We start from the raw sequence: 24,152 nt of genomic DNA on the forward strand, positions 1-24,152 counted from the left end.
AGCGCCGGCCGGGGCGCGACCCGGGCCGGAACGTAGATGTACATGCCGAGGCCGGTCGGGTTGTTGCCGAAGCCGGTCACCTGGGTCAGGCCGGCGGCCAGGGCGGGCGGGCCCGGCAGGACCAGGGCGGCGAGGCCGGCCGCGAGTGCTGCGGCCGCGGCGAGCAGCAGCCGTGGGATACGGGTCATGGGGTACGTCCTGTTCTGATCAGGCGGCGGTGCAGCGCAGCACAGGCGTGCCGGGACTGCCGCTCACGGAGCCGAGGAAGCCGAACTGGGTGCTGGCGCCCGCGCTGAGCGCGCCGTTGTAGCTCACGTTGCGGGCCGTGACCGCGGCGCCGGAGGACGTGACCGTCGCGCTCCACACCTGGTTGACCGTTTCGCCGGAACCGAACTGCCAGGCGACGGTCCAGGACGCGATCGGGGCGGATCCGGCGGTGACGGTGACCGCGGCCTGGAAGCCGCCCTGCCACTGGCCGGTGACGGCGTACGTCGCGGTGCAGGCCCGGCCGCCGTCCGGCGGAGCGGAGCTCGAAGGCGAGGCGGGCGGAGCGGAGCTCGAGGGCGAGGCGGGCGGCGACGAGCTCGGACCGCCGGTGCTGCCGATGCTGCCCGGCACCGACCGGAGCGCGGCGTACCACGTGGCGGCCATCTTGTCGTAGCCGCCGGCGGTCGGGTGGACCCCGTCGACGAGGTCGGCGGCGGTCAGGACGGCGTGCATGTCGACGAGGTGGACGTGCTTACCGGCGCCCGCCCGGCTCTGCACGATGCCGGGGATGGCGGCGTTGAACGTGCGAACGGCCGACTCCTGGCCGGAGTTCGCGAGGGGAATGATGGTGGCGACGAACACCTCGGCGGTGGGTGCCGCGGAGGTGATGTGGTCGATGAGCGTCGACAGCCGGCCGGGCGCACCGGACTGGTTGTAGTTCTGCAGCACATCGTTGGTCCCGATGTGCAGCAGGACCGTGTGCGGGTTCGACGTGCGCAGCCAGCCGGCGATATTGGCGTCGATCTGGTCGATGCGCCAGCCCGGGTGCCCCTCGTGGTCGTGGTCGCCGAGCGCGGCCGGCCCGTTGAACTGCGAGCCGACGAGGTCCACCCGGTAGCCGCCGGCGGCCACGCGCTGCCACAGCCCGATCCGGTAGCCGCCGGGCACCTGCGTGCCCTCGGTGATCGAGTCGCCGAGGGGCATGACCCGCACGCCGCCGTTGGACTCCGCCCCGGCGAGACCGGGCGTCAGAGCCATGGCGGTCGCGGTCGCCACGGCGACCGCGACGAGCATTCGATGAAGTGACTTCACGCGCCCTCCAGAAGGCTCCGTGTTAGCGCTAACAGCCGCGACCGGACGCTGCCAGAGACGGGCCGGCAATTCAAGGGGACAAGGGTCGTAGATGCATTGGCGTGTATCGCTGTGATGTAACTTTCGTTTCTGCGGAAACCGACCTTCAACCAGGCCACGACATAACAGTTATCGCTAACATCGCCCGAACCCGGCGCGACCGATCGGGTCGCCGCCGGTGCGGCGGAACCGCCATCCCCCGGATGCTCGTCCGGCGGCCGGTTACGCATAATCGTGTACCGATGAGAGGCGTGGTGCTATTCACGGCGGGGGTCTCGGCCGGGCTGCTCACCGTCGCGGTGGCCCGGGGCTGGCTCGGGCCGGACGTCGGCCGCGGGGCGGCGTTCTGCGAGGCCGCGCGGCCGGGGCCGGTGAAGCAGCCGGCGAACACGTTCAGCAACCTGGGGTTCGTGGTCGCCGGGCTGCTGATCGCGGCTGATCGCGGTACCAAACCCATCAACACGGCGATGGCGTGCCTCGTCGTGCTGCTCGGGCCGGCCAGCGCCGCCATGCACGCCACGCAGTCGGCGGCCGGTGGGGGGCTCGACGTGCTGAGCATGTTCCTCATCGCGTCGTTCGCGCTCGGGTACGCCGTGATGCGGTGGCGCCGGGCCGGGTGGCGCACGATGGGCGTGACGTTCGCGGCCGGGGTCGCGGGCTGCGAGCTCGCCGGGCGGTGGCACGAGCCGGTCCCGGTGGTGATGTACGCCGGGAACGCCGCCTTCGGGCTGCTGCTCGTCGCCGCGGCCGGGCTCGAGGTCGCGATCATCCGCCGCGGGGAGGTGCGGTCGCGGCCGGGCTACGCGTACGCGTCGGTCGGCACGATGCTCGTCGCGTTCGGCGTGTGGAACGCCACCCAGAGCCGGCTGTGCGACCCGTACTCGCCGGTGCAGGGCCACGCCGTGTGGCACCTCATGACCGCGGCCGCCGCGTACCTGCTCTACCGGTACTACGCGAGCGAGCGTTGAGCAGCGGGCCCGCGGCCGCCCGGGGGGTATGGGCGGCCGCGGGTGTCTGCGCTGTACAGGCAGCATTCCCGTAGCAAACGCTACGGGTCCATGTTTCGATGTCGCTACGGGATCTCCGTACGGGATCGTTTGGAGTTGCACGACAGGACGGGGGAAGCATGGCGCTGCCGCCCGACCCGGCCCGGGCGCACGGCCTGGACGAGCTCGTCGGCTGCCTGCGCGGGCTGAAGGCGTGGGCCGGGGACCCGTCGTTCGAGACGATCACGCGCCGGATCAACGCGCGCTGGCGGGCCGCCGGGCGCCGGGCGGACGAACTGGCCCGGCGCGGTACCGTCGTCGACTGCTTCAAGACCGGCCGCCGCCGCATCAACGCGGAGCTGATGGTCGCGGTGGTCCAGGCGCTGCACGACTACCCGGAGTACCTGGCCCGCTGGCGGCAGGCCCTGCGCGACGGCCGCGTCGGCACGGAGGCGGCGGCCCGCGTCCGGGTCGCCGACCGGCTGCCGGCCGACATCGCGTTCGTCGGCCGCGACGCCGAGCGGCGGCGGATCGCCGGGCCGGTCACCGTCGTCAGCGGCATGCCCGGCGTCGGCAAGACCGCGTTCGCCGTGCACGCCGCGCACCGGCTCGCCGCGGAGGGCCGCTTCGACGCGACGTTCTTCGCCGACCTGCGCGGGCGGCACCCCGATCCGGCGCTGCCGCCGGCCGAGCCGGGCCAGGTGCTCGACGGCTTCCTGCGCCTGCTGGGCCGCCCCGCCACGCCGGACCGGGCGGCGGCGCTGCGGGCGCGGCTGGAGGGCCGGCGGGTGCTGCTGGTGCTGGACAACGCCGCGTCGGCGGAGCAGGTGCGGCCCCTGCTCGACGCCGTCCCCGGCGCCCAGGCGCTCGTCACGTCCCGGCGCCGCCTCGACGACGCGGACACCCGGATCTGCCTGTGCCCGTTCACGCCGGCCGAGGCCGAGCGCATGCTGCGCGGTGCGGTGCCCGGCGTGCCGGTCGGCGCCGACCCGGACGCGTACCGCCGGGTCGCCCACCGCTGCGGCCATCTGCCCCTCGCGCTGCGCCTGACGGCCGGGCAGATCGCGGCCCGCACCGGGTGGACGGTCACCGACCACGCCGACCGCCTCGACGAGCGCCACGCCCGCCTGCGCCTCGACGGTGAGGTCGAGGCCGCGCTGCATCCGTCGTACCGCGCGCTGCCGCCCGAGTCGCAGGCGCTGCTGCGGCGGCTCGCGCTGCACCCGGGCCCGGACCTCGACGCGGGCGCGGCCGCGGCGCTGCTCGGCACCGACCCCGCCACCGCAGCCCCGCGGCTGCAACGGCTGGCCGACGAGCATCTCCTGGAGCGGCCCGCGCCCGGCCGCTACGCACTGCACGATCTCGTCCGTGTCTTCGCCCGCGACCGCGCCGAGGACGAGGACCGCCCGGCCGAGCGCGCGCTGGCCGCGGCCCGGCTGCGCGACCACGAACGGACGACCGTGCGCCGCTGACCGGCGGGGCCGGGCGCGCGGCGACCGCGGTGCGGACCCCGTCGACGGCGCCGCGCACCGACCGGGCCGGGCCCGGGCGCTCAGTCCACCGGCAGTCCGGCGTTCTGCGCGGTGAGCCGGGCGTGGGTTTCGAACAGCGCGTCGACGCCGGCCTCGTCGATCCAGGCGAAGTGCCCGTAGGCCTCCAGCGACACGAAGCCGTGCAGCGACGACCACACGTGCAGCATGGCCTGGAAGGTGTCGGCCGGGATGGCGATGGGCAGCTCGTCGTTCTTGGTCGCGGCGCAGGCCGCGATCGCCGGGTGGACCTCGCGGATCCGCGGCGGGCCCAGCCGCCCGGCCATGAGCGCCTCCACGAACAGCGCGGACATCTGCGACATCGCCCGCTGCGCCGCCTCCGTCGTCGAGCCGTCCTCGGGGGCGACGTAGCCGCTGACGGGCAGGCCGAAGATCAGCGCGAAGCGCTGCGGCTCCTCGCGGGCCCACCGGCGGTAGCTGTGGGTGATGGCTCGGAACCGGCCGGCGATGTCGTCGGCGGGCAGGGCGTCGCGGGCCTCGGCCACGGCGGTGCCGAGATCGTTGTACGCGTCGGTGATGAGCTCGCTGAGCAGCGCGTCGCGGTCGGCGAAGTACCGGTACAGCGCCGGAGGGGTCATGTCCATCGCACGGGCGATGTCGGTGAACTTGAGGTCGGCGGTGCCGTGCTCGTGCATGAGGGTGACCGCCGTGCGCTTGATCTCCTCGATCGTGGCGGCGCGGGCCTTCTCGCGCCGGGGGGCGGGGCGCGGGGCGTTACCCATGGCGTTCCTTCCGATGAACGGTGCGTTAAGCATCGTTACAGACGTGAAGCCGCTTGACAAGTGATGGCTCGTAGTGTTCGTTAATAGTCGTAACGGAGATGACGCGACATTACCTGAGGCAGGAACGATGACCGACCTCGCAACGCGCCCGCAAGCCGAACCAGCAGGTCAACCGGGGCCCAAGCTCGGCCCGCTCGGGCGCCTCGGGCGCCTGTCCTACCGCCGGAGAGGTATCACCGTCCTCGCCTGGCTCGCCGCGCTCGCCGCCTCCGTCGTGCTCTCGGCGTTCTTCGGCGGCGATTTCAAGGCCGACTACTCGGCGCCCGGTTCGGACTCCAAGGCGGCCCTCGAGCTGCTCGAGCAGCGTTTCCCGAGCCAGTCCGGGGCGACCGTCTCGGTCGTCGTGCGCGCCGACGGCGGCGTCGCCGGCGTCCAGGGCGAGGTCCAGGCGCTGCTTGCGGCGCTGGCCAAGGCGCCGCACGTGACCGCCGCCGAGGACCCGTTCACCAAGCCCGGGGCGATCGCCGGGGACGGCCGCACCCTCGCCGCCGACCTTCGCCTGGACGTCACGAACCCCGACGACATGCCCGTCGCCGACAGCCAGCGGCTGCTGGACATCGCCCACGCCGCCGAGCACCCCGGCCTGACCGTCGCGCTGGGCGGCCAGAGCATCCAGCGGGCCGAGCAGGGCGCGATCGGCTCCGAGGGCATCGGCCTGGCCGCCGCGATCGTCATCCTGCTGCTCATGTTCGGCTCCGTCGTGGCCGCCGGCCTGCCCGTCATCGTCGCGGTCGCCGGGCTGGCCGTCAGCAGCAGCCTGACCGGGCTGCTCATCCTGGCCGTCGACGCGCCGGACTGGTCGACGTCGCTGGCCACCATGATGGGCATCGGCATCGGCATCGACTACGTGCTGCTGATGGTCACCCGCTTCCGCGAGTGGCGCGCCGCCGGGCTCGATCCCGAGGCCGCCACCGTCGCGACGCTGGACACGGCCGGCCGTTCGGTAATGGTCGCCGGGAGCACGGTCATCGTCAGCATGCTCGGCCTGTTCGCCATGGGCCTGTCCTTCATGCGCGGCGCGAGCCTGGTCACCATCCTGGGCGTCCTCGTCACGCTCGTCGCCAGCGTGACCCTGTTCCCGGCGCTGCTCGGGTACCTCGGCCGCTACGTCGACAAGCTCCGCCTGCCGCTGGGCCGGCGCGCCGCCGTCACCGTCTCCGCCGGCGGCCATATCGAGCCGGGCCGCACCTGGCTGGGCTGGAGCCGTGCCGTCCAGCGCCACCGGTTCCTCGCCGCCCTCGCCGGCGTGGCGATCCTGCTGGCCCTCGCCGCGCCGTTCCTCGGCGTGCGGTTCGGCTTCCCCGACGCGGGCAACAACCGCGCGGAGACCTCCACCCGCCAGGCGTACGACCTGGTCGCGGAGGGCTTCGGCCCCGGTGCCAACGGCCCGCTCGTGCTCGCGGTGGAGCTGCCCTCCGGGGAGGCGCCGCTGGACGCCCTCGCCGCCGCGCTGCAACGCACCGACGGTGTCGCGGCCGCCCTGCCGCGCCAGCTCAACGGGGCCGGCGACACCGCCGTCATCACGGTGCTGCCGAAGTACGGCCCGCAGGACGAACGGACCGAGCGGCTCGTCGAGCGCCTCCGCGACACCCTGCCCGCCTCGGTCGCCGGCACCGGCGCGGTCGTGCACGTCGGCGGCGTCACGGCGACGGCCATCGACAGCACGGCCAACATCTCCCGGCGCCTTCCGCTGCTCATCGGCGGCGTCGTCCTGCTGTCCATGCTCCTGCTGCTCGTGTCGTTCCGCAGCGTCGCCGTCGCGGTCAAGGCCGCCGCGATGAACCTGCTCTCCGTGGCCGCCGCCTACGGCGTGGTGGCCCTGGTCCTGCAGGGTGGCTGGGCCGGCCGGCTGATCGGCATCGACACCGAGACCCCGCTGCCCGCGTTCATCCCGGTGCTCATGTTCGCGGTCCTGTTCGGCCTGTCGATGGACTACGAGGTGTTCCTGGTCAGCCGCATGCGCGAGGTCTGGACCCGCACCGCGGACAACGGCCGGGCGGTGACGGAGGGACTCGCCGGCACGGCCCGGGTCATCACGGCGGCCGCGGCCATCATGATCGCCGTGTTCGCCGCCTTCGTCCCGAGCCCGGATCTGGTGCTGAAGGTCATCGGCGTCGGCATGGCCGCGGCGATCCTGCTGGACGCGACAGTCGTCCGGCTGCTGCTCGTCCCGGCCGTCATGCACATCCTGGGCCGGGCCAACTGGTGGATGCCGGCCTGGCTGGGCCGCCTGCTGCCGGAGCTGCACGTCGAGGGCCGGGCGCACGAGCACCTGCCCACGCCGGAGCCGGAGCTCGTGCCGGCCTGACCGGCACCACCGGGGGCCCGCCGCACACCGCGGCGGGCCCCCGGCGTATGCCGGCCGCACGTGGCGTGAACGTGCCCGCCCCGCCGCCGTGCGACGGCGATGCCGGCATCGCCGCCCCGGCGTCAGCGCCGGACGGTCTCGCGGAACGGGCGGAAGAAGTCGCGCAGCTCCTGCGCGTACAGCGCGGGCTGCTCGAACGGCGCGAAGTGCCCGCCGCGGGCCGGCTCGCGCACGTACGTCGTGTTCGCGATGCGGTCGAGCCAGGCGCGGGGCGGGCGGACGAGGTCGCCCGGGAAGAGCGAGAATCCGGACGGTACCTCGACCCGGCGGGCGTGCTGCGCGGGCGGGATGGCGCCGTTCGCGCGGTACATCCGCATCGCCGGGCCGATCGTGCCCGTCAGCCAGTAGATGGTGATGTTGGTGAGGATCTCGTCCTTGGAGTACACGCTCTCGAGGTCGCCGCCGCAGTCGCTCCAGGCGCGCAGCTTCTCGGCGATCCAGGCGGCGAGCCCGGCCGGGGAGTCGTGCAGCCCCACGGCGGCGGTCTGCGGCCTGGTGCGGTGCATGGCGGCGTAGGCGCCCTCGGCCGCGCCCCAGGCCGCGGCCGAGTCGAGGAACGCCCGCTCCTCGGGCGCGAGGAGGGCCGGGTCGCCGGTGTACACGGGCATGCCCACGTCCATGCGGTGCACCGCCACGACCCGCTCGGGGTGATCGAGGGCGAGGTACCGGCTCACGCCCCCGCCGATGTCGCCGCCGGCCGCGCCGAAGCGCGGGTAGCCGAGCACGTCCATGAGCTCGGCCCAGAGCCCCGCGACCTGGATCGTGTTCACCGGCGGCCCGGCGGGCCGGTCGGAGTAGCCGTAGCCGGGCATGTCCGGCACGATCACGTCGAACGCGTCGGCGGGGTCGCCGCCGTGCGCGCCCGGGTCGGTCAGCAGCGGGATGACCTTGGTGTACCGCCAGAAGGAGTCCGGCCATCCGTGCCCGAGGATCACCGGGAACGCCGGTCCGGCCGGCGCCGCGGCGCGGGCGTGCACGACGTGGAGCCGGAGGCCGTCGCCCAGGGTGACCCGGTAGCGCGGCAGCCGGTTCAGCGCCGCCTCCCGCGCGGGCCAGTCGAAGCCGTCGGCCCAGTACGCGACGAGCTCGCGCAGGTAGGAGACGTCGGCGCCGAGATCCCAGCCCGCGCCCGCGGGCTCGTCCGGCCAGCGCGTGGCCCGCAGCCGGACGCGGAGGTCCTCCAGCGGCCCGGCGCCGGCGAGCGGGGCGAACGGTTCGATCATGTCTGGAACCGTACCCCCGGTCCGATATGTACGATCGTACACATGAGCACTGCCGAACTCGGCGACGACGATCCGCGCTCGATGCGTGAGCGCATGCTGGCCGCGGCTCATTGAACACCGGAACGCGTTCTGTAAACAATTCCCAAAACACGTATTGACAACTTTAGTTACACCGCAGTTCAGTGAAAAGCGTGCTCAAACGCCGCCTCCTGTCCCAGACTGCCGCGCTCGCGCTCCTGCTGGGTGCGCTCGTCGCCGCCCAGCCGGCTCAGCCCGCCCAGGCTGCCACCAACGTCGTCACCGACGGCAACGCCCGCTTCGAGGTGCTCACCCCGACGCTCATCCGCCTCGAGTACGCCGGCGACGGCGCCTTCCAGGACGCGACCACGTTCAACGCCGTCAACCGCAACTTCCCGGTGCCGTCCTACACGACGACCGCCACGTCGGACGGGTACCGCGAAATCCGCACCAGCGCGCTGACCCTGCGCTACAAGCAGGGCAGCGGCGCCTTCACCGCGGCGAACCTCTCGGTCGCGCTGTCCACCGGGGTGACGGCCCAGCCCGCCTTCCCGAGCTACTGCGCCTGGAACACCGCCTGCGAGGCCGAGAACGCGCTGCTCACCGGGCGCGCCACGCCCGCCTACGACCATACCGGCTACACGGGCTCGGCGTTCGCCGCCGGGATCGAGTCCACCGGCTCCGGGATCGCGGTCGACGTCAGCGGCGTGCCCGCGGCCGGCAGCTACCGGCTGCAGGTCCGCTACGCCAACGCGACCGGCGGCGACGGGCAGAACACCACGCGCACGCTGTCCACGAGGGTCGGCAGCGCCGGCGGGCCGCAGCTCAGCCTGCCGCCGACCGGCAGCTGGGACACGTGGGGCACCGCGTCGGCGACGGTGAGCCTGCCGGCCGGCACGAGCACGGTCACGCTGGTGCAGAACGCGTCGGACGCCGGGCGCGTGAACATCGACAGCATCGCGCTGACGCCCACCGGCACCACCGCGTTCCCGGCCGCCTCGACGGCGCTGCTCACCACCGGCTACGGCGCCGGGCCCAAGGACGCCCTCGGCGGCTGGTCGCGCTCGCTGGACAACCCGCGCACGATCCCGGTCCCCGAGCACCCGGGCATCCTCGCCCGGTCCGGCTGGTACCTGCTCGACGACTCCCGCACCGCGCTGTTCAGCGCCGCGCACGCGCTCGCCGACCGGCCCTCGCACGGCAGCCAGCCGTACCAGGACGGCTACTTCTTCGGCTACGGGCAGAACTACAAGCAGGGCCTCGCCGACCTCAACGCGCTCACCGGCGGCTCCGCGCTGCTGCCCCAGTCGGCGTACGGCGTCTGGTACTCCCGCTACTACGGCTACAGCACGAGCGACTACCAGAACTCGCTGCTGCCGACCTTCCGCAGCACCTTCACGCCGATCGACTGGCTGGTCGTGGACACCGACTGGAAGTCGCCGAGCCAGTGGAACGGCTGGAACTGGAACTCCGCGCTGTTCCCCGACCCGCAGGGCTTCCTGAACTGGACCAAGCAGCAGGGGCTGAACGTCTCGCTGAACATCCACACCAGCATCGCCGGCAACGACCCGAAGTACGCGGCGGCCAGCAGCACCGCGGGCGGGCTGATCCCCGACGGCGGCAACTACGTGTTCGACTGGTCGAAGCCGGCGCACCTCAGTGCGTACATGAACCTGCACAAGCCCTTCGAGCAGCAGGGCGTGCGCACGTGGTGGCTGGACTACTGCACCGGCTGCGGCGCCTCGACCGCGTCCAACCCGCACGTGTCGCCGGACACCTGGATCAACCAGGCCTACGCGGACGCCGCGACGGCCCGGGGCCTGCGCGGGTTCTCCTTCGGCCGCATCGGCGGCGCGGAGTACGGCAACGACGACTCCAACTTCGCCGTCGGGCCGTGGGCCGAGCGGCGCAACACCTTGCAGTTCACCGGCGACACCCCGGCCACGTGGGACATGCTGAACTTCGAGGCCCGGTTCACCCCGGACGCGGCGGCCGCCGGCTTCTCCAACGTCAGCCACGACATCGGCAGCTTCCACGGCGGGCACCTCGCCGACGACATGTACGCGCGCTGGGTCCAGCTGGGGACCTTCCAGCCGATCGACCGGCTGCACTCCGACCACGGCGACCGGCTGCCGTGGAACTACACGGGCACGGCGGCGGCGAGCGCGGAGACGTTCCTGCGGCTGCGCGAGGCGCTCGTGCCGTACACGTACACCCTCGCCAAGCAGGCGAACACGACAGGCGTGCCGATCGTGCGGCCGCTGTACCTCAACTACCCGGCCAGCAACGAGGCGTACACGAACCCGACCGAGTACCTCTACGGCGACAACGTCCTCGTCGCGCCGATCACGAGCAGCTCCGGCTCCCGCTCGATGTGGGTCCCGCCGGGCACCTGGACCGACTACTTCACCGGGAACGTCTACAGTGGACCGGCCACGGTCACCGTGTCGGCCCCGCTGACCGAGATGCCCGTGCTCGTCAAGTCCGGCGGCATCCTGACGACCCGCACCGACTACGCCGACAACGCCGGCCAGCGGCCGCTGACCCAGCTGACGGTCAATGTGGCCGCCGGGGCCGACGGGAGCTTCTCGCTGTACTCCGACGCGGGTGAGGGCACGTCGACGGCCGCGACCAGCGCCCCGCTGGCGTGGAGCGAGGCGTCGCGCACGCTCACCATCGGCGCGCAGACCGGGTCCTTCACGGGGGCGCCGACCTCCCGGCAGTACACGCTGCGGCTCTCGAACTCCAACGCGCCCACGGCGGTCAGCGTGGACGGGGTGCAGGTGCCGGAGACCGCGTGGTCGTGGAACGCCAACCGGCGCACGGTGACGGTGACGACGGCCGCGCTACCGCTCAACGCCGCGCACACCGTCTCGCTGGCCGGCTCGGCCACCGCCAACCCGACCGGCGGCGAGGTCATCGGCGCCGGCGGCCTGTGCCTGGACGTGCGCGGCGGGGCGTCGGCGGACGGCACCGCGATGCAGCTGTACGGCTGCAACCACTCGGCCGCGCAGACGTTCGCCTACGGGTCCGACAACACCGTGCGGGTGCTCGGCAAGTGCCTCACCGCCGGGGCCGGCGTCACGATCAGCACGTGCTCCGGCGCGGCCGCGCAGCAGTGGTCGCACCAGTCCAACGGCGCCCTCACCTCCGGCGGGCAATGCCTGGACGTGCCGAACTCGAACACCACCCCGGGGGCGGTGCAGCTGCAGGTGTACACCTGCAACGGCTCCTCCGCCCAGCTCTGGAAACTGCCGCCGGGCCCGGTCACCGGCCCGGGCGGGCTGTGCGCCGACGTCGCGAACGCGTCGCCGGACTCCGGCACCGCGGTCCAGCTGTACACCTGCAACGGCAGCGACGCGCAGCGGTGGTCGGCCCCGGGCGACCAGACGCTGCGGACCCTCGGCAAGTGCCTCGACGTCGTCAACGGCGGGACCGCCAACGGCACCGCGGTGCAGCTGTGGGACTGCAACGGCACCGGGTCGCAGACGTGGACCACCCGCGCGGACGGGACGCTCTACAACCCGCCGTCGGGCCGCTGCCTGGACGACCCGAACAACAACCAGCACGCGGGTGACATCCTGCGCATCTGGGACTGCAACACCACGGCCGCCCAGAAGTTCCGGCTGGGCTGACCCCACGGGCGCATCGGGCTCTGCCGCCGCCACGGCAGGGTCCGATGTCCCGCGCTACGGTGGCTTTATGCCGAAAGCAGTCTGGAACGGAATCGTCATCGCCGAGAGCGACGACACCGTCGTGGTCGAGAGCAACCACTACTTCCCGCGCTCCGCACTGCGCGACGACGTGGTCCGGGAGTCGGGCACGCACACGGTCTGCCCGTGGAAGGGCACCGCGTCGTACTACACGCTCGAGCACGAGGGCACCCGCAGCGACGACGCCGTCTGGTACTACCCGGAGCCCAAGCCCGACGCCGCTATGGTGCGCGACCGGGTGGCGTTCTGGAAGGACGTGCAGGTCGTCGCCTGACGACGACGCCGATGGTGGCGCTGACCGGAACGGGGCCGAAGAGGCGCGAGTCGTAGCCAGGGGTGTCGCCGAGCACGACCATCGCGCCGGGCTCCACCAGCTCGGCGACGCGCTTGACGAGCCAGCCCGGCCGCTGGGGAGCGACCGGGCCGGCCTGGATCTCCACGCCCGGCGGGAGCCGCACCGGCCCGGTGGGCCGGTGCAGCACCACGATGTCGCCGACCCGGAGGGGCCGGCCGCGGTACCGGCGGGCGAGCACCAGATCACCGTCGTGCAGGGCGGGCGCCATGCTGCCGCCCGACACCCGCACGACGAACCACGGGAACCACTTCACGGCGACGGTGCCACCTGATCGGTCCGTTCCGCCCCCGCGCCGGCCGGAAAACCGATCAGCATGTACCCGTCGCGTACTTGGCGTAGCAGTGGTTCGGCACGCCCGGGCAGCCGTACATGCACTTCTGGCACCAGTGCAGGCCGCCGGAGCACCAGCAGCTGAGGTGGTAGGCGCAGTCGGCCTCCGCCTGCGCGGGGGCGATGCGGGCGAGCATGCGGTCGGCGAGCCGGTTCACGAGTGCGACCATGGGCGTCCTTTCTCGATCGAACAACGACGATCGAAGGGTCGACGACCGCGCGGAGAGGTGTCAACGCGCGACCGCGAAACGCCGGGCCGGGCGTGAAAGCGCCGTGAAAAACTGTCCCATCGAGATTGATCACGGTAACGTGCCCGGCGTGCGCCAGCCCCTCCACGACGCCTGGCACGCGGTGCGGCTCGGCGTCCGGGCCTGCCCGGGCCCGCTCGCCGGCGACGCCGCCGTCTCGCTGCTCGGCGCGGCCGTGCCGGTCGCCACCGTCTGGCTGCTCAAGCGCGCCCTCGACGAGCTTTCCGGCGGCGGCGGTACCGCCGGAGCGCTCACGGTGAGCATCGCCGGGCTGGCCGGCGCCGGGCTGCTCGCCGCCACCCTACCGTCGCTCGGCACGTTCCTGCAGCACCAGGTGGGCCGCGCGGTCGGCCGCCGCGCCCAGTCGGACCTGTACCGGGCCACGGCCCGCCTCGGCGGCCTCGCCCGGCTCGAGGACCCGCAGTTCCACGACCGCCTCCGCATGGCCCAGTCCGCCGGGCGGTCGGGCCCGGGCCAGGTCGTCGGCGGCGTGCTCGGCATCGCCCAGCTCACGGTGACCCTGGGCGGCCTGGTCGGGGTGCTCGCCGCGATCAGCCCGGCGATCGCCGCCGTCACCCTGCTGGGCCTCGGGCCCGCGCTGCTCGCCGAGGTGCGGCTGAGCCGCGAGCAGGCGGCGATGATGTGGAGCATCAGCCCGCACGAGCGCCGCGAGTTCTTCTACGCCGAGCTGCAGACCAGCATCCCGGCCGCGAAGGAGGTCCGCCTGCTGGGCCTGTCGGAGCTGTTCCGCCGGCGCATGCTCGACGAGCTCGCCGCGGCCGACGGGCAGCGGGGCCGCCTCGACGCCCGCACCCTGCGCGTGCAGCTGCTCCTGGGCCTGCTTTCGGCGGCGGTACTCGGAGCGACACTCGCCTGGGCCGCCCGCTCGGCGGTGCACGGCGGCCTGTCGGTCGGCGACGTCTCGGCGCTCGTGGCCGGGATCGCCGCGCTGCAGACGGCGCTCGCCGCGCTGGTCGGGCGCGTCTCGGTGGTGCACCACGCGCTGCTGCTGTACCGCCACTTCCGCGCCGTGCTCGACGCCGAGCCCGACCTGCCGCAGCCGCCGGACCCGCGCCCGGTACCGCCGCTGCGCCACGGCATCGAACTGCGCGACGTGTGGTTCCGCTACTCCCCCGACCAGGACTGGGTGCTGCGCGGGGTCAGCCTCGTCATCCCGCACGGCCGGGCGGTGGGCCTGGTCGGCCTCAACGGCGCGGGCAAGAGCACCATCGTGAAGCTGCTGTGCCGCTTCTACGACCCGACGCGGGGCGCGATCCTGTGGGACGGCACCGACCTGCGGGAGCTGTCCCTGGAGGGCCTGCGCGCCCGCATCGGCGCGCTGTTCCAGGACTACATGACCTACGAGCTGACGGCCGGGGAGAACATCGCCCTCGGCGACACGACCGCCTTCGGCGACGCGGACCGCATCGAGTCGGCGGCGGCGCGGGCCGGCATCGACCCGGTCCTGCGCGCCCTCCCGCGCGGCTACGACACGATGCTGTCCCGGATGTTCGTCGACGACTTCGACTCCGACGGCGTCCTGCTCTCAGGCGGCCAGTGGCAGCGCCTGGCCCTGGCCCGCACCTACCTGCGCGACCGCCGCGACCTGCTGATCCTGGACGAGCCGAGCGCGGGCCTGGACGCCGAGGCCGAACACGCCATCCACCACGGCCTGCACACCCACCGCACGGGCGCGACGAGCCTGCTGATCTCCCACCGGCTCGGCGCCCTGCGCGAGGCCGACACCATCGTCGTCCTGTCGGGCGGCGAGATCACGGAGCGGGGCACGCACGCGTCGCTGCTGGAGACGGCCGGGGAGTACGCCCGCCTGTTCCACCTCCAGGCCGACGGCTACCGCCCGGAGTCCGAACCCGTCGCCTGACGCCGCGCCGTCCACGCGGCCGGTGGCTGCTGCTCAACGACCCTCTGGTAGCCCCGTTCGTGCAGTCCCACGAGGCACGACTCCGCTGACGCCGCCCGCGAAGCGCGGACGCCTTCACGAACCTGTCAGGCCGTCGGTGTGCTGCAGCCACGCGTCGATGCCGGCCAGGGCCGACCCGATCAGGTCGTGGGGTGCTCCGCTGTGGCGCAGCGAGGTCCGCGCGCAGTCGGCCAGCTGCGCGTCGGTGAGGCCGAGGTGGTCCCGGACGCGGGCGTACTCGGTGAGCAGGTCCGTGCCGAACAGCAGCGGGTCGTCGGCGTTGATGCTGCAGGGCACGCCCCGGGCGAGCAGGGCCGGAAGGGGATGGCGGGCGATCGAGGGGACCACCGAGAGCATCACGTTGCTGGTGGGGCAGATGTCCAGCGCGACGCCGGCGGCCGTCAAGCGGTCGAGCAGTTCCGGGTCGGCGACGGCCGCCACACCGTGCATGATCCGGTCGGCGCCGAGCACCTCCAGCGCGTCACGTACCGACTGCGCACCGGTCAGTTCACCGGCGTGCGGTACGGCGAGGAGGCCACCGTCGCGGGCGATGGCGAACGCCTCGGCGAACAGGGGGCCCGGGGCCGCGGTCTCGTCGCCGTCCAAGCCGAACCCGACGACACCGTGCTCCCGGCGGCGGACCGCGAGCCGCGCCAGCGCAACGGCCTCGTCCGGCGGCCGGTCCCGGTTGGCCGCCACGACCAGTCCGAACCCCACGCGGTAGCGAGCCCGGGCGCTGCGTCCCGCGTCGAGTACGACGTCGAGCACTTCGGCATCGCCGCCCAGGCGGCCGCCGAACAGCCCCGGCCACATCGACGGTTCCACCCACACCGCACCCGCGAGCGCCGCGTCCTCGACGATCTCATGGACCAGCCGCTGCGCGTCCGCGGGCGTACGCAGGCACGCGGCCGCGGCGGTGATCGTGTCGGTGAACGCCGCGAACGAGCCGTACCCGCTGGGCAGCGGGGCGACGACTCCCGCCCGGCCGGCCAGCTCCAGCAACGTCGAGCGGCGCATCGCCCCGTCCACATGGACATGAAGGTGAGCCTTCGGCAACGCGGCGAGGTCCCGGTGGGCGGACATCCCGGCATGGTCGCACACCGGCGCGGCAGTTCGCGCTGCGCTGGCGGAGAACGCACGGTCGGCCCGCACGCTGACGCTGCGCTGACCGCTCTGGATTTTTCGTCCAGCGTCTGGACGGTTACTATAGGCGGGTGGACAGCGCCGATGCGATGATCGCCGCGCTGCGGCCCGTCGCGGACGGGATCGCGGCGACGTTCGGGCCCACCTGCGAGGTCGTGCTGCACGACTACCGGCGCGGGGAGCGGTCCGTCGTCGCCGTGGCCGGGAGCGTCACCGGGCGGGCGGTCGGCGGGGCGCTGAGCGAGATCGGGCTCGCCGTGCTCGCTCAGGGCGACGCGGCCGGCAACGACCTGAACTACGTCTCGCGCACGCCGGACGGGCGGGTCGTGAAGTCCTCAACGATGCCGCTGCGCGACGCGGACGGGCGGGTGTTCGGGGCGCTCTGCGTGAACGTCGACGTCACCGCGCTGCGGCAGGCCGGGGACCTGCTCAGCGCGCTCGCCGGGGCGGTACCGCCGCAGCCGCCCGCGACCACGTTCACCAACGACTTCGAGGATGTCGTCGACGCGCTCGTGCGGGCCGAGGAGCGGGCGCGCGGCCGGCCCGCCGCCGGGCTGGGCCGGGGCGAGCGGATCGCGCTGCTGCGCGCGCTGGACGAGCGCGGGGTATTCCGCGTGCGCAACGCGGTGCCCCGGGTCGCCGACCGTCTCGGGGTGTCCCGCTCCGCCGTGTACGCCGACCTCGCCGAGAGCCGCAAGGACAAGGAGCCGACGGCATGAGCCCACGCACGCTTGACGATCCCGATACGCCGTTCCTGGCCCTCGATCCGCACCGGGTCGCGACGAACGTGCGGCGGCTGCGCGCGCACCTGGACCGGCTCGGGGTACCGCTGCGGCCGCACGTGAAGACGGCGAAGTCCCTCGACGTGGCGCGGCTGGTCCACGACGGCGGGCCGGGCCCGGTCACGGTGTCGACGCTGGCGGAGGCCGAGGCGTTCGCCGCGGCCGGGTACCGCGACATCCTCTACGCGGTCGGCATCGCGCCGCACAAGCTGGACCGCGTGCGGGCGCTGCGCGGGCGCGGGGTCGACCTGACCGTGCTCCTCGACAGCGTCGAGCAGGCCGCGGCCGTGGCGGCGGCCGGGGTGCCGGCGCTGATCGAGGTCGACTGCGACGGGCATCGGGGTGGTGTACCGCCGGATGGTCCGCTCCTCGTGGACATCGCGCGGGCCCTCGGCGCGCCCCGCGGGGTGCTCACGCACGCCGGCGAGTCCTACTTCGCCGACGGCGACGAGCAGCTGCGGGCCGCGGCCGAGCACGAGCGCCGCGTCGCCGTCGCGGCGGCCGGGACCCTGCGCGCGGCCGGGTTCGCGGCGCCGGTCGTGAGCGTCGGCTCGACCCCGACCGCGCACTTCGCGACGGACCTGACCGGCGTGACCGAGGTGCGCGCGGGCAACTTCGTCTTCTTCGACCTGGTGATGGCCGGCATCGGCGTGTGCACCCACGCCGATCTCGCGCTGAGCGTCGTCACCACGGTCATCGGGCACCGGCCGGACCTGGGCCGGATCCTCACCGACGGCGGGTGGATGGCCACCTCACGCGACCGCGGTACCGGGCGCCAGCGGGTCGACCAGGCGTACGGGCTCGTCGCCGACCTCGACGGCAACCCGTACGACGACCTGCTCATGACCGACGCCAGCCAGGAGCACGGCATCCTCGCCGTCCGCCCCGGCGGCACCGCGGAGCTGCCCGACATCCCGGTCGGCGCCCGGGTGCGCATCCTGCCGATCCACGCGTGCGCGACCGCGGCGCAGCACGACCGGTACCACGTCCTCGAGCCCGGCTCGCGGACGATCCAGGCCGAGTGGCCCCGAGTGCGAGGCTGGTGACCATGCGGTTCCTGTCCGAGGCGGACTCCGCCGCCCTGATCGACGAGGAGCTCGCGTTCGCGGCGGCGCGCGAGGCGCTCATCGCCGCCGTCGACGACCGGGCCGAGGTCTTCCCGGCGGTACTCGCGCACGGATCCGATCCCCGCAACCGGTTCACGGTCAAGTCGGCCGCTTCGACCGGCCTGGCCGGGCTGAAGGTCGGCAGCTACTGGCCGGCCGCGGAGCCGCGGCACAACTCGATCGTGCTGCTGTTCGACCAGGCGGCGGGCCGCATCGCCGCGGTGGTGGAGGCCGGGGTCGTCAACGCCTACCGTACCGCCGCCGCCGACGCGGTCGCCGCCGACGCCCTGGCCCGCCCGGACGCCGCGACCCTGACCGTCTTCGGCACGGGGCATCAGGCGCTGTACGAGTGCGCCGCCCTGAGCCGCGTCCGGCCCGTCAAGTCGATCCTCGTCGTCGCCCGAAGCCCGCAGCGCGGCGAGGAGTTCCTGGCGCGCCTGGCGGGCCGGGGGCTGGCGGGCACGCTGACCCCGGCGCGCGAGGCGTGCCTGGCCGCCGACGTCATCGTCACCGCCACGACCGCGACCGCGCCGCTGTTCGACGCCGCCTGGGTGCGCCCGGGCACGCACGTGGCGAGCATGGGCTCGGACGCGGCGGGCAAGCAGGAGCTGCCGCCGGCGCTGTTCGAGCGGGCCCGCCTCTTCTGCGACCTGCCGGCCCAGTCGCGGCGCATCGGCGAGTTCCAGCACCTCGCGGACGGCGCCGGCCCGCTGACGGCGATCGGCGACGTGCTGACCGGCCGCGCCGAGGGCCGCCGCGACCCGGCCGACATCACCGTCTTCGACAGCTCCGGCATCGCCCTGCAGGACCTCTTCATCGCCGACGCGCTGCTGCGGCGGGCCTGAGGCCCGCGCCGGGGCGGCGCAGGGTGCCCCACACGATCTTGCCGGTGACGGTCGGCGCGCTGCCCCAGGAGGTGCACAGCCCCTCGACGATCAGCAGGCCGTGCCCGCCGGTCTCCGGGTCGGGGGTGCGCAGCCGCGGCAGCGTCGGGCGGCCGTCGCGCACCGCGACGATCACGTAGTAGCGGCCGAGCTCGACGTCAGGTCGCGCGGTGAGCACCTTCGCCAGGGCCTGGCGCAGCACGGGCGTGGTGGCCCGGCCCGGCACCCCGGCCGGTTCGAGGACCGCCAGCGGGAAGTCCTCGACGACGGGGCACCGCAGGCCCGCCCGGCTCATCGTGGATCATCGCCGTCCGGCGTATGGACCCCCTCGGCAGCCGGGTGGTTCTGGTTGCCCACTTTCGCATCCTGAGAGTTGCCCACTTTCGCATCCTGAGATCGGTAAACAAATGGTGTCCCAGATGACCGCCTCGCGGAAGTCCCGGCGGCACACGCGAGGGCCGGCCGCCCCCTCGGCGACCGGCCCTCCCGCAGTAGCGTCAGCGCTGCTGGGTGTCGCTCTGCCCGGTGTGCCGCTTTGCGTAGTCGACGCCCTTGTCGATCTGGTCCGAGTACTTCTCGCCAGTCCGCTGGTCCGCCTGGTCCCCGGCCTTGTCGACGGCCTTGTCGACCTTGTCGTCGTGCTTGCCGAGGAACTGCTTGGCCTTGTCCATGAAGTCGTTCATGATCCACTGCCTCTCTGACGGGGATGTCGACCCGGTACCCGCGCTGACCAGCCGTAACCACCGGGCCACGGGTGAGGCGGCCCGTCGCGGGAGCGGGTCGCCCCGCACAACGGCACCGTCTTCGAGCCGGCGGCGGGACGTATGCTCGCCGGACATGAGGCGCAGAGCGATTGCCGGCGTGGCCGTGATCGGGGCACTCACCGTCGCCGGAGTGATCGTCCTCGTGCTGCACCGCGGGCCCGGCGGCGCCGCGAGCCCGCAGGCCGCGGTCGCCGGCTACGTGGCGGCGCTCGGCGCGGGCGACCGCGGCCGGCTGGAGGACATCGCCGACCCCGACCACGACGCGAGCACCGAGATACCCGACCGGCTGCGGCGGCTGGGATCGGGCCGGCTCGTCGTCACCGGCACGGCGATCGGCACCACCGAGTCCGACCACCTGCGGCCGGTGGACATCACCGGCACCGTCGAGGGCTCGCCGTACAGCGAACGGCTCTGGCTCTACCGCCACGACGACCGGTGGTTCATCGCGCTGGGCCCGCACCGCGACGCCCGCCGCTGACGGGCCTACACGGCCGGGGCGCGCCGGCTCAGCGGGTCTGCCAGGCGCGCCACAGGCGGGCGTAGGCGCCGCCAGCGTCGACTTGCCCGCGCCGGTGGAGCCGACGAGCGCGACCCGGGTGCCGGGCGCCACGCGCAGCGACACGCCGTGCAGGACGTCGGTGCCGTCGTCGTACGCGTACCGCACCCCGGTCATCGTCAGGTCCGCGGGCGCCGGCACGCCCCGCTCGGGGTCCGCGGCCGGCACGGGCACGCCGAGCACGCCGACGAGGCGGGCCAGGGCGGCGCCGGCGGCCTGGATGTCGGCCCCGCTGAACAGCAGCCCGCCGACCGGGTTGAACAGGCGGTGGAAGAGCACGGCCGCGGCCGCGGTCTCGCCCACCGTGACGGCGCCGGCGCGCACGAGGAGGTAGCCGGCGACGACGATCGCCAGGACGCCCGCGAACTCGGCCCGGTTGACCCGCCCGACGAGCCGCGTGAACAGCTTGAACACCGCGTACTCGATGTCGCGGGCCCGGGCCGAGGCCTCGTCGATGCCGCGCAGGTGCCGCGGCTCGAGCCGGTAGGCGTGCACGGTCGGCCGGCCGAGCATGCTCTCGACCAGCAGCCGGCCGCGGTCGGCGATCGCGGCGCGCTGGCGGCGGTACCCCGGGGCCGAGCGCGGCAGGTACCAGCGCAGGCCGAGGACGTACAACGGAAGGGACACCGCCCCGGCGAGGCCCAGGCGCCAGTCGATCCCGGCCATCGTGGCGAGGCTGAGCACGGCCAGCAGCGCCGAGGAGATCATGGCCGGCAGGATCTCGGTGACCACCCGGTTGACGGCCGCCACGTCCGGGCCGACGCGGGCGAGCAGGTCGCCGCGGCCGGCGCGCTCGAGGGTCGCGGCCGGCAGGTGCAGCGCCCGCTCCACGGTGGCCTCGCGCAGGGTGGCCAGCAGGCGGCCGCCGGCCCGCGCGACGAGGAAGGCGGCGAGCCCGGCCGTGAGCCCGGCGGCGAGCGCGGCGACGCCGATCACGACCCCGATCCCGGCGATCGCCGACGGCGCGGCCCCGGCGCGGACGCGGTCGACGAGCACGCCGAGCGCGGAGACGGGCACGATCGCGGCGGCCGCGCCGATCAGGCCGACGGCGAGGGTGCCGGCCACCTCGAGGCGCCGGGTGCGCAGCTCGCCGCGAAGCCAGCGCCAGGTCTCCCGCGCGGTCGCGACCGGCAGGCTCACCGCAGCACCGCCTTCGCGTAGTCGGCGTCGCTGGCGCCCAGGTCCGCATGGGTGCCCGCGGCCCGGACGCGGCCGGCGTCGACGACCACGACCCGGTCGGCGACGGCGAGCAGGGCCGGGCTGCTGGTCACCACGAGCGTGGTCAGGTCCTTGCGCAGGGCCCGGACGCCCAGGGCGACCGACTGCTCGGTGACGGCGTCGACGGCCGTGGTCGGGTCGTGCAGCACGAGGATCGGCGGCCGGGCGAGCAGCGCGCGGGCGAGGGCGAGGCGCTGGCGCTGGCCGCCGGAGAGCCCGGCCCCGCGCTCGTCGACCGCGTGCTCGACCCCGGCCGGGTGGGCGGCGACCACCTCGTCGGCGGCCGAGGCCCGCAGCGCCGCGGCGAGGGCGTCCGGGTCGGCGCCGCCGGGCGCGAGGTTGGCCGCGAGGGTGCCCGCGAAGAGGTCGGTGTGGTGCGGCTCCACGTGCAGGACGGCCCGCGCGGACTCGACTTCCGGCAGCGGTACCCCACCCAGCCGCACCGCCCCGCCGACCTCCGCGGGCGCCACCCGCCCCGCGAGGATCGCCACGAGCGCCTCGGCGTCCGCGGGCCGGTAGGCCACGACGCCGACGAACTCGCCGGGCCGCAGCGCCAGGTCGAGCCCGTCGAGGGGGCCGTGGCGCACCCCGGCCAGCTCCAGCGAGGCGCCGCCGGCCGTCCCGGCCCCGGGCTCGGGCAGCACGTGCGGGGCGTTGAGCACGAGCGCGACGCGCTCGGCCGAGCCGCGGGCCTCCGCGATCCGGCCCGGCACGACGGCGAGCGCGCCCAGCGGCTCCATGAGGAACTGGGCGAGGCCGATGACGGCGATGAGCTCGCCGACGGTGATCCGGCCGGTCAGCGCGAACCAGCCCGCGAGCACGGCGACGCCGCACGCGAGCAGGCCGCTCGTGGCGGTCGACGCGGCCAGGTACGTGGCCTGGGTCCGCGCCGCGCGCAGCGACGCGGCGAGGGAGGCGCGGCTGACCTCGCGGTAGCGGCGGGCGGCGGCGGGCTCGGCGCCGATGCCGCGCAGCGGGCGCAGGCCGGTGACGAGGTCGGTGGCCAGCGACGCGGCGCGGCCGGCGAGGTCCTGCTGGGCCTCGACCCGGCGGGCGATGCGGGGGCCGGCCAGCTGCAGGAGGGCCAGCACGACCGGCGTGCCGGCCAGCACCGCGGCGCCGAGGCGCCAGTCGACGGCGACGAGCGCGACGGCGCAGATGAGCGTCGCGGTGACCGCGCCGGCGATGCGGGGCACGTAGTCGAGCAGGTACGAGACGTTGTCGGCGTCGGTGGACGCGCCGGTCAGCAGCTCCCCGGCGGCATCGACCTGCTCGAGCTCGGCCCGGACGGCATCGCCCGGGTGTGGTCGGTCACGGGCGAGCGGGACTTCTGAGCCGTACGTCCGGGCCATACTCGGCGTATGAACGAGGATGAGCGCCCCGAGCCGCCGCTGGACGGCGACGAGGCGGCCACGCTGCTGGGGTTCCTGGAGTTCCAGCGTGCGACGCTGGCGTGGAAGTGCGCGGGCCTCGACGCGGGCGGCCTGAACGCCACCGTCGGGGCCTCCGCCATGACCCTCGGCGGGCTGCTCAAGCACCTGGCCTACGTGGAGGACGACTGGTTCGTGCACTGCCTGCTCGGCGAGGACCGCCCGGCGCCGTGGGCCGGGGTGGACTGGGCGGCCGACCGCGACTGGGAGTGGCACTCCGCCGCCGGCGACGACCCGTCCGACCTGCGCCGGCTCTGGCAGTCCAGTGTGGACCGCGCCCGCCGGATCACCACCGAGGTGCTGCATGAGCGCGGCCTGGGCGCGGCGGCGGCCCGGCCGTGGGCGGACGGCCGCCGCCCGACCCTGCGCTGGATCCTGTGCCACATGATCGAGGAGTACGCCCGGCACAACGGCCACGCCGACCTGCTGCGCGAGTCCGTGGACGGCGCCACCGGCGAGTGACGGCTCAGCGCAGGAAGGCGGCCAGCGCCTCGGTCAGGGCCCCGGGGTTCTCCTCGGCGATGTGGTGGCTGCGCGCAGCTCGGCGTGGTTCTCGGCGCCCATGGTCTCCGGGCGCACCATCACTGTCGGCTAACCATCGTTCACCCGTGCGTGATCACCGCCGCACCCGGCCGCTGGCCGAGGAGGCGAACGCGGACGGGTCGGCGAGCCTGCCGGGCCGGGCCTTCAACCGGCGGGTCGAGATCGCGCTGCGGCTGCCGTAGACCTCCTCAGGCGGCCAGCGCGACGACGGCGGCGGTCACCGCGTCCGGGTCGACGAGCTGGTGGAAGTGCCGGCCGGGCAGCTCCACCACCGGCCAGCCGCGCTCCTGGGCGTCGGCCGCGACGGGCTCGTAGGCCGGGCTGAACAGGATGTACCCGCACGGCAGCGCCGCCCAGCCCGGCGGGTTCGCGATCGGCTCGGTGTAGTAGCTCAGCGGCAGCCGCGGCTGCTCCTGCGACACCTCCCGCTGCGTCGCCGCGTCCGGGAACAGCGGCGTGACGTCCTCCCACCAGTCCGTCCAGCGCGGCAGCCGCCCGTCGCGGGCCATGCCCCGCAGCACCTCGACCCGCTCCGGCGTCGCGGCCCGGCTCGGCCCGCTCCGCGCCGGCAGCGCGGCCTCGACGAACACGCACGCGGCCGCGGCGCCCCCGAGCGCCGCCGCGACGGCCGGCACGAACAGCCCGGCGCTGCTGTGCGCGACGACGGCCACGGGTCGCCCCGGCGGCAGCCCGGCCGCGGCGACGGCGGCGGCGACCTTGGGCGCGAACGGCGGCCCGTCGTCGGCGATGTGCACCAGCGGCGGTACGGCGACCGCCGCGCCCGCATCCCGCAGGCGCGCGGCGACCGGCGCCCACGAGCGCGGGCCGAGGAGCGGGCTGTGCACGAGCAGGTACGCGGTCTCCACCCGTCCGACCCTAGACGGCCCGTGACCG

At 74.4% G+C, this 24,152-nt stretch carries 21 protein-coding genes and 2 pseudogenes; 11 read left to right on the forward strand and 12 right to left on the reverse strand.

What is annotated here, in order from left to right; translation table 11 throughout:
• Both AB0B76_RS45005 and AB0B76_RS45010 read right to left on the reverse strand, forming a co-directional pair.
• A pseudogene (locus AB0B76_RS45005) lies at positions 1–188 on the reverse strand (esterase); the annotation flags it as partial.
• 19 nt (positions 189–207) lie between these two features.
• A complete protein-coding gene (locus tag AB0B76_RS45010) occupies positions 208–1,245 on the reverse strand; it encodes a cellulose binding domain-containing protein (RefSeq protein WP_360388150.1) in 1,038 nt (345 codons plus the stop codon).
• A 344-nt stretch (positions 1,246–1,589) separates the two neighbouring features.
• Between AB0B76_RS45010 and AB0B76_RS45015 the strand changes: the two genes are divergently transcribed.
• Both AB0B76_RS45015 and AB0B76_RS45020 read left to right on the forward strand, forming a co-directional pair.
• The gene (locus AB0B76_RS45015; protein WP_360387882.1) at positions 1,590–2,306 is read left to right on the forward strand and encodes a ceramidase domain-containing protein; all 717 of its coding nucleotides are present in this window, start codon (positions 1,590–1,592) and stop codon (positions 2,304–2,306) included.
• Positions 2,307–2,464: 158 nt separating this feature from the next.
• Positions 2,465–3,796: a hypothetical protein gene (locus AB0B76_RS45020; protein ID WP_360387885.1), complete on the forward strand. Its 1,332-nt coding sequence runs from the start codon at positions 2,465–2,467 to the stop codon at positions 3,794–3,796.
• Between the two features lie 80 nt (positions 3,797–3,876).
• On the opposite strand, the gene AB0B76_RS45025 is transcribed toward AB0B76_RS45020, so the two are convergent.
• Complete coding sequence (locus AB0B76_RS45025; protein ID WP_360387888.1) at positions 3,877–4,596, reverse strand: TetR/AcrR family transcriptional regulator; 720 nt, start codon at positions 4,594–4,596, stop codon at positions 3,877–3,879.
• Between the two features lie 127 nt (positions 4,597–4,723).
• On the opposite strand from AB0B76_RS45025, the gene AB0B76_RS45030 reads away from it, so the two are divergent.
• Positions 4,724–6,964, forward strand: a complete 2,241-nt coding sequence (locus AB0B76_RS45030; RefSeq protein WP_360387891.1) for an MMPL family transporter — start codon at positions 4,724–4,726, stop codon at positions 6,962–6,964.
• Positions 6,965–7,086: 122 nt separating this feature from the next.
• Here AB0B76_RS45030 and AB0B76_RS45035 read toward each other — a convergent pair whose 3' ends face one another.
• Positions 7,087–8,247 carry an epoxide hydrolase family protein gene (locus AB0B76_RS45035; RefSeq protein ID WP_360387894.1) on the reverse strand — a complete coding sequence of 387 codons (1,161 nt, stop codon included), beginning with the start codon at positions 8,245–8,247 and terminating at the stop codon, positions 7,087–7,089.
• 191 nt (positions 8,248–8,438) lie between these two features.
• Between AB0B76_RS45035 and AB0B76_RS45040 the strand changes: the two genes are divergently transcribed.
• Both AB0B76_RS45040 and AB0B76_RS45045 read left to right on the forward strand, forming a co-directional pair.
• On the forward strand, positions 8,439–11,900 hold the full coding sequence (locus AB0B76_RS45040) for a ricin-type beta-trefoil lectin domain protein (protein WP_360387896.1): 3,462 nt from the start codon (positions 8,439–8,441) through the stop codon (positions 11,898–11,900).
• 67 nt (positions 11,901–11,967) lie between these two features.
• Entirely contained in the window at positions 11,968–12,252 is a 285-nt protein-coding gene (locus AB0B76_RS45045; RefSeq protein WP_360387899.1) for a DUF427 domain-containing protein, read from the forward strand.
• Here the strand turns inward: AB0B76_RS45045 and AB0B76_RS45050 are convergent.
• Together AB0B76_RS45050 and AB0B76_RS45055 are read right to left on the reverse strand one after the other, a co-directional pair.
• Entirely contained in the window at positions 12,200–12,586 is a 387-nt protein-coding gene (locus tag AB0B76_RS45050; RefSeq protein WP_360387901.1) for a S26 family signal peptidase, read from the reverse strand. The genes AB0B76_RS45045 and AB0B76_RS45050 overlap by 53 nt on opposite strands.
• Before the next feature lie 55 nt (positions 12,587–12,641).
• Positions 12,642–12,833, reverse strand: a complete 192-nt coding sequence (locus AB0B76_RS45055; RefSeq protein WP_360387904.1) for a hypothetical protein — start codon at positions 12,831–12,833, stop codon at positions 12,642–12,644.
• A gap of 148 nt (positions 12,834–12,981) precedes the next feature.
• Here AB0B76_RS45055 and AB0B76_RS45060 point away from each other — a divergent pair, with 148 nt between their 5' ends.
• Positions 12,982–14,793, forward strand: a complete 1,812-nt coding sequence (locus tag AB0B76_RS45060; protein ID WP_360387906.1) for an ABC transporter ATP-binding protein — start codon at positions 12,982–12,984, stop codon at positions 14,791–14,793.
• Positions 14,794–14,907: 114 nt separating this feature from the next.
• On the opposite strand, the gene add is transcribed toward AB0B76_RS45060, so the two are convergent.
• Positions 14,908–15,915 (reverse strand): adenosine deaminase, encoded by a 1,008-nt coding sequence (add, locus tag AB0B76_RS45065; protein ID WP_360387908.1) that lies wholly within the window; start codon positions 15,913–15,915, stop codon positions 14,908–14,910.
• 131 nt (positions 15,916–16,046) lie between these two features.
• Here add and AB0B76_RS45070 point away from each other — a divergent pair, with 131 nt between their 5' ends.
• From AB0B76_RS45070 to AB0B76_RS45080, 3 genes are read left to right on the forward strand one after another with little or no spacing between them, the layout of a single operon-like run.
• A complete protein-coding gene (locus tag AB0B76_RS45070; protein ID WP_360387910.1) occupies positions 16,047–16,694 on the forward strand; it encodes a PAS domain-containing protein in 648 nt (215 codons plus the stop codon).
• Positions 16,691–17,803: an alanine racemase gene (locus tag AB0B76_RS45075; protein ID WP_360387913.1), complete on the forward strand. Its 1,113-nt coding sequence runs from the start codon at positions 16,691–16,693 to the stop codon at positions 17,801–17,803. The genes AB0B76_RS45070 and AB0B76_RS45075 overlap by 4 nt, the downstream gene beginning before the upstream one ends.
• 2 nt (positions 17,804–17,805) lie before the next feature.
• On the forward strand, positions 17,806–18,708 hold the full coding sequence (locus tag AB0B76_RS45080) for an ornithine cyclodeaminase family protein (RefSeq protein WP_360387916.1): 903 nt from the start codon (positions 17,806–17,808) through the stop codon (positions 18,706–18,708).
• On the opposite strand, the gene AB0B76_RS45085 is transcribed toward AB0B76_RS45080, so the two are convergent.
• Together AB0B76_RS45085 and AB0B76_RS45090 are read right to left on the reverse strand one after the other, a co-directional pair.
• Positions 18,677–19,042, reverse strand: coding sequence for an ATP-binding protein (locus AB0B76_RS45085; RefSeq protein ID WP_360387918.1), 366 nt, complete (start codon positions 19,040–19,042; stop codon positions 18,677–18,679). The two genes, AB0B76_RS45080 and AB0B76_RS45085, sit on opposite strands and share 32 nt — an antisense overlap.
• 202 nt (positions 19,043–19,244) lie before the next feature.
• Positions 19,245–19,430 carry an antitoxin gene (locus AB0B76_RS45090; protein ID WP_360387921.1) on the reverse strand — a complete coding sequence of 62 codons (186 nt, stop codon included), beginning with the start codon at positions 19,428–19,430 and terminating at the stop codon, positions 19,245–19,247.
• A gap of 154 nt (positions 19,431–19,584) precedes the next feature.
• Between AB0B76_RS45090 and AB0B76_RS45095 the strand changes: the two genes are divergently transcribed.
• A complete protein-coding gene (locus tag AB0B76_RS45095) occupies positions 19,585–19,989 on the forward strand; it encodes a hypothetical protein (protein ID WP_360387924.1) in 405 nt (134 codons plus the stop codon).
• Between the two features lie 387 nt (positions 19,990–20,376).
• Here the strand turns inward: AB0B76_RS45095 and AB0B76_RS45100 are convergent.
• Together AB0B76_RS45100 and AB0B76_RS45105 are read right to left on the reverse strand one after the other, a co-directional pair.
• Positions 20,377–21,207: pseudogene (locus AB0B76_RS45100) on the reverse strand (ABC transporter ATP-binding protein); the annotation flags it as partial.
• Positions 21,204–22,637, reverse strand: a complete 1,434-nt coding sequence (locus AB0B76_RS45105) for an ABC transporter ATP-binding protein (protein WP_360387927.1) — start codon at positions 22,635–22,637, stop codon at positions 21,204–21,206. The gene AB0B76_RS45105 and the pseudogene AB0B76_RS45100, both read right to left, overlap by 4 nt.
• Before the next feature lie 9 nt (positions 22,638–22,646).
• Here AB0B76_RS45105 and AB0B76_RS45110 point away from each other — a divergent pair, with 9 nt between their 5' ends.
• The gene (locus AB0B76_RS45110) at positions 22,647–23,177 is read left to right on the forward strand and encodes a DinB family protein (protein WP_360387930.1); all 531 of its coding nucleotides are present in this window, start codon (positions 22,647–22,649) and stop codon (positions 23,175–23,177) included.
• A 269-nt stretch (positions 23,178–23,446) separates the two neighbouring features.
• On the opposite strand, the gene AB0B76_RS45115 is transcribed toward AB0B76_RS45110, so the two are convergent.
• A complete protein-coding gene (locus AB0B76_RS45115) occupies positions 23,447–24,124 on the reverse strand; it encodes an alpha/beta hydrolase (RefSeq protein WP_360387933.1) in 678 nt (225 codons plus the stop codon).
• Positions 24,125–24,152: the final 28 nt, after the last annotated feature.

The sequence above is a fragment of the Dactylosporangium sp. NPDC049140 genome (assembly GCF_040648435.1).

Excerpts from the sequence above, each read along its gene's own strand:
- AB0B76_RS45030 (WP_360387891.1), top strand. The coding sequence starts at position 4,724 with ATGACCGACCTCGCAACGCGCCCGCAAGCCGAACCAGCAGGTCAACCG.
- AB0B76_RS45045 (WP_360387899.1), top strand. The coding sequence starts at position 11,968 with ATGCCGAAAGCAGTCTGGAACGGAATCGTCATCGCCGAGAGCGACGAC.
- AB0B76_RS45010 (WP_360388150.1), bottom strand. The coding sequence starts at position 1,245 with ATGGCTCTGACGCCCGGTCTCGCCGGGGCGGAGTCCAACGGCGGCGTG.
- AB0B76_RS45105 (WP_360387927.1), bottom strand. The coding sequence starts at position 22,637 with ATGGCCCGGACGTACGGCTCAGAAGTCCCGCTCGCCCGTGACCGACCA.
- AB0B76_RS45110 (WP_360387930.1), top strand. The coding sequence starts at position 22,647 with ATGAACGAGGATGAGCGCCCCGAGCCGCCGCTGGACGGCGACGAGGCG.
- add (WP_360387908.1), bottom strand. The coding sequence starts at position 15,915 with ATGTCCGCCCACCGGGACCTCGCCGCGTTGCCGAAGGCTCACCTTCAT.
- AB0B76_RS45090 (WP_360387921.1), bottom strand. The coding sequence starts at position 19,430 with ATGAACGACTTCATGGACAAGGCCAAGCAGTTCCTCGGCAAGCACGAC.
- AB0B76_RS45020 (WP_360387885.1), top strand. The coding sequence starts at position 2,465 with ATGGCGCTGCCGCCCGACCCGGCCCGGGCGCACGGCCTGGACGAGCTC.
- AB0B76_RS45080 (WP_360387916.1), top strand. The coding sequence starts at position 17,806 with ATGCGGTTCCTGTCCGAGGCGGACTCCGCCGCCCTGATCGACGAGGAG.
- AB0B76_RS45085 (WP_360387918.1), bottom strand. The coding sequence starts at position 19,042 with ATGAGCCGGGCGGGCCTGCGGTGCCCCGTCGTCGAGGACTTCCCGCTG.
- AB0B76_RS45055 (WP_360387904.1), bottom strand. The coding sequence starts at position 12,833 with ATGGTCGCACTCGTGAACCGGCTCGCCGACCGCATGCTCGCCCGCATC.
- AB0B76_RS45095 (WP_360387924.1), top strand. The coding sequence starts at position 19,585 with ATGAGGCGCAGAGCGATTGCCGGCGTGGCCGTGATCGGGGCACTCACC.
- AB0B76_RS45075 (WP_360387913.1), top strand. The coding sequence starts at position 16,691 with ATGAGCCCACGCACGCTTGACGATCCCGATACGCCGTTCCTGGCCCTC.
- AB0B76_RS45025 (WP_360387888.1), bottom strand. The coding sequence starts at position 4,596 with ATGGGTAACGCCCCGCGCCCCGCCCCCCGGCGCGAGAAGGCCCGCGCC.
- AB0B76_RS45035 (WP_360387894.1), bottom strand. The coding sequence starts at position 8,247 with ATGATCGAACCGTTCGCCCCGCTCGCCGGCGCCGGGCCGCTGGAGGAC.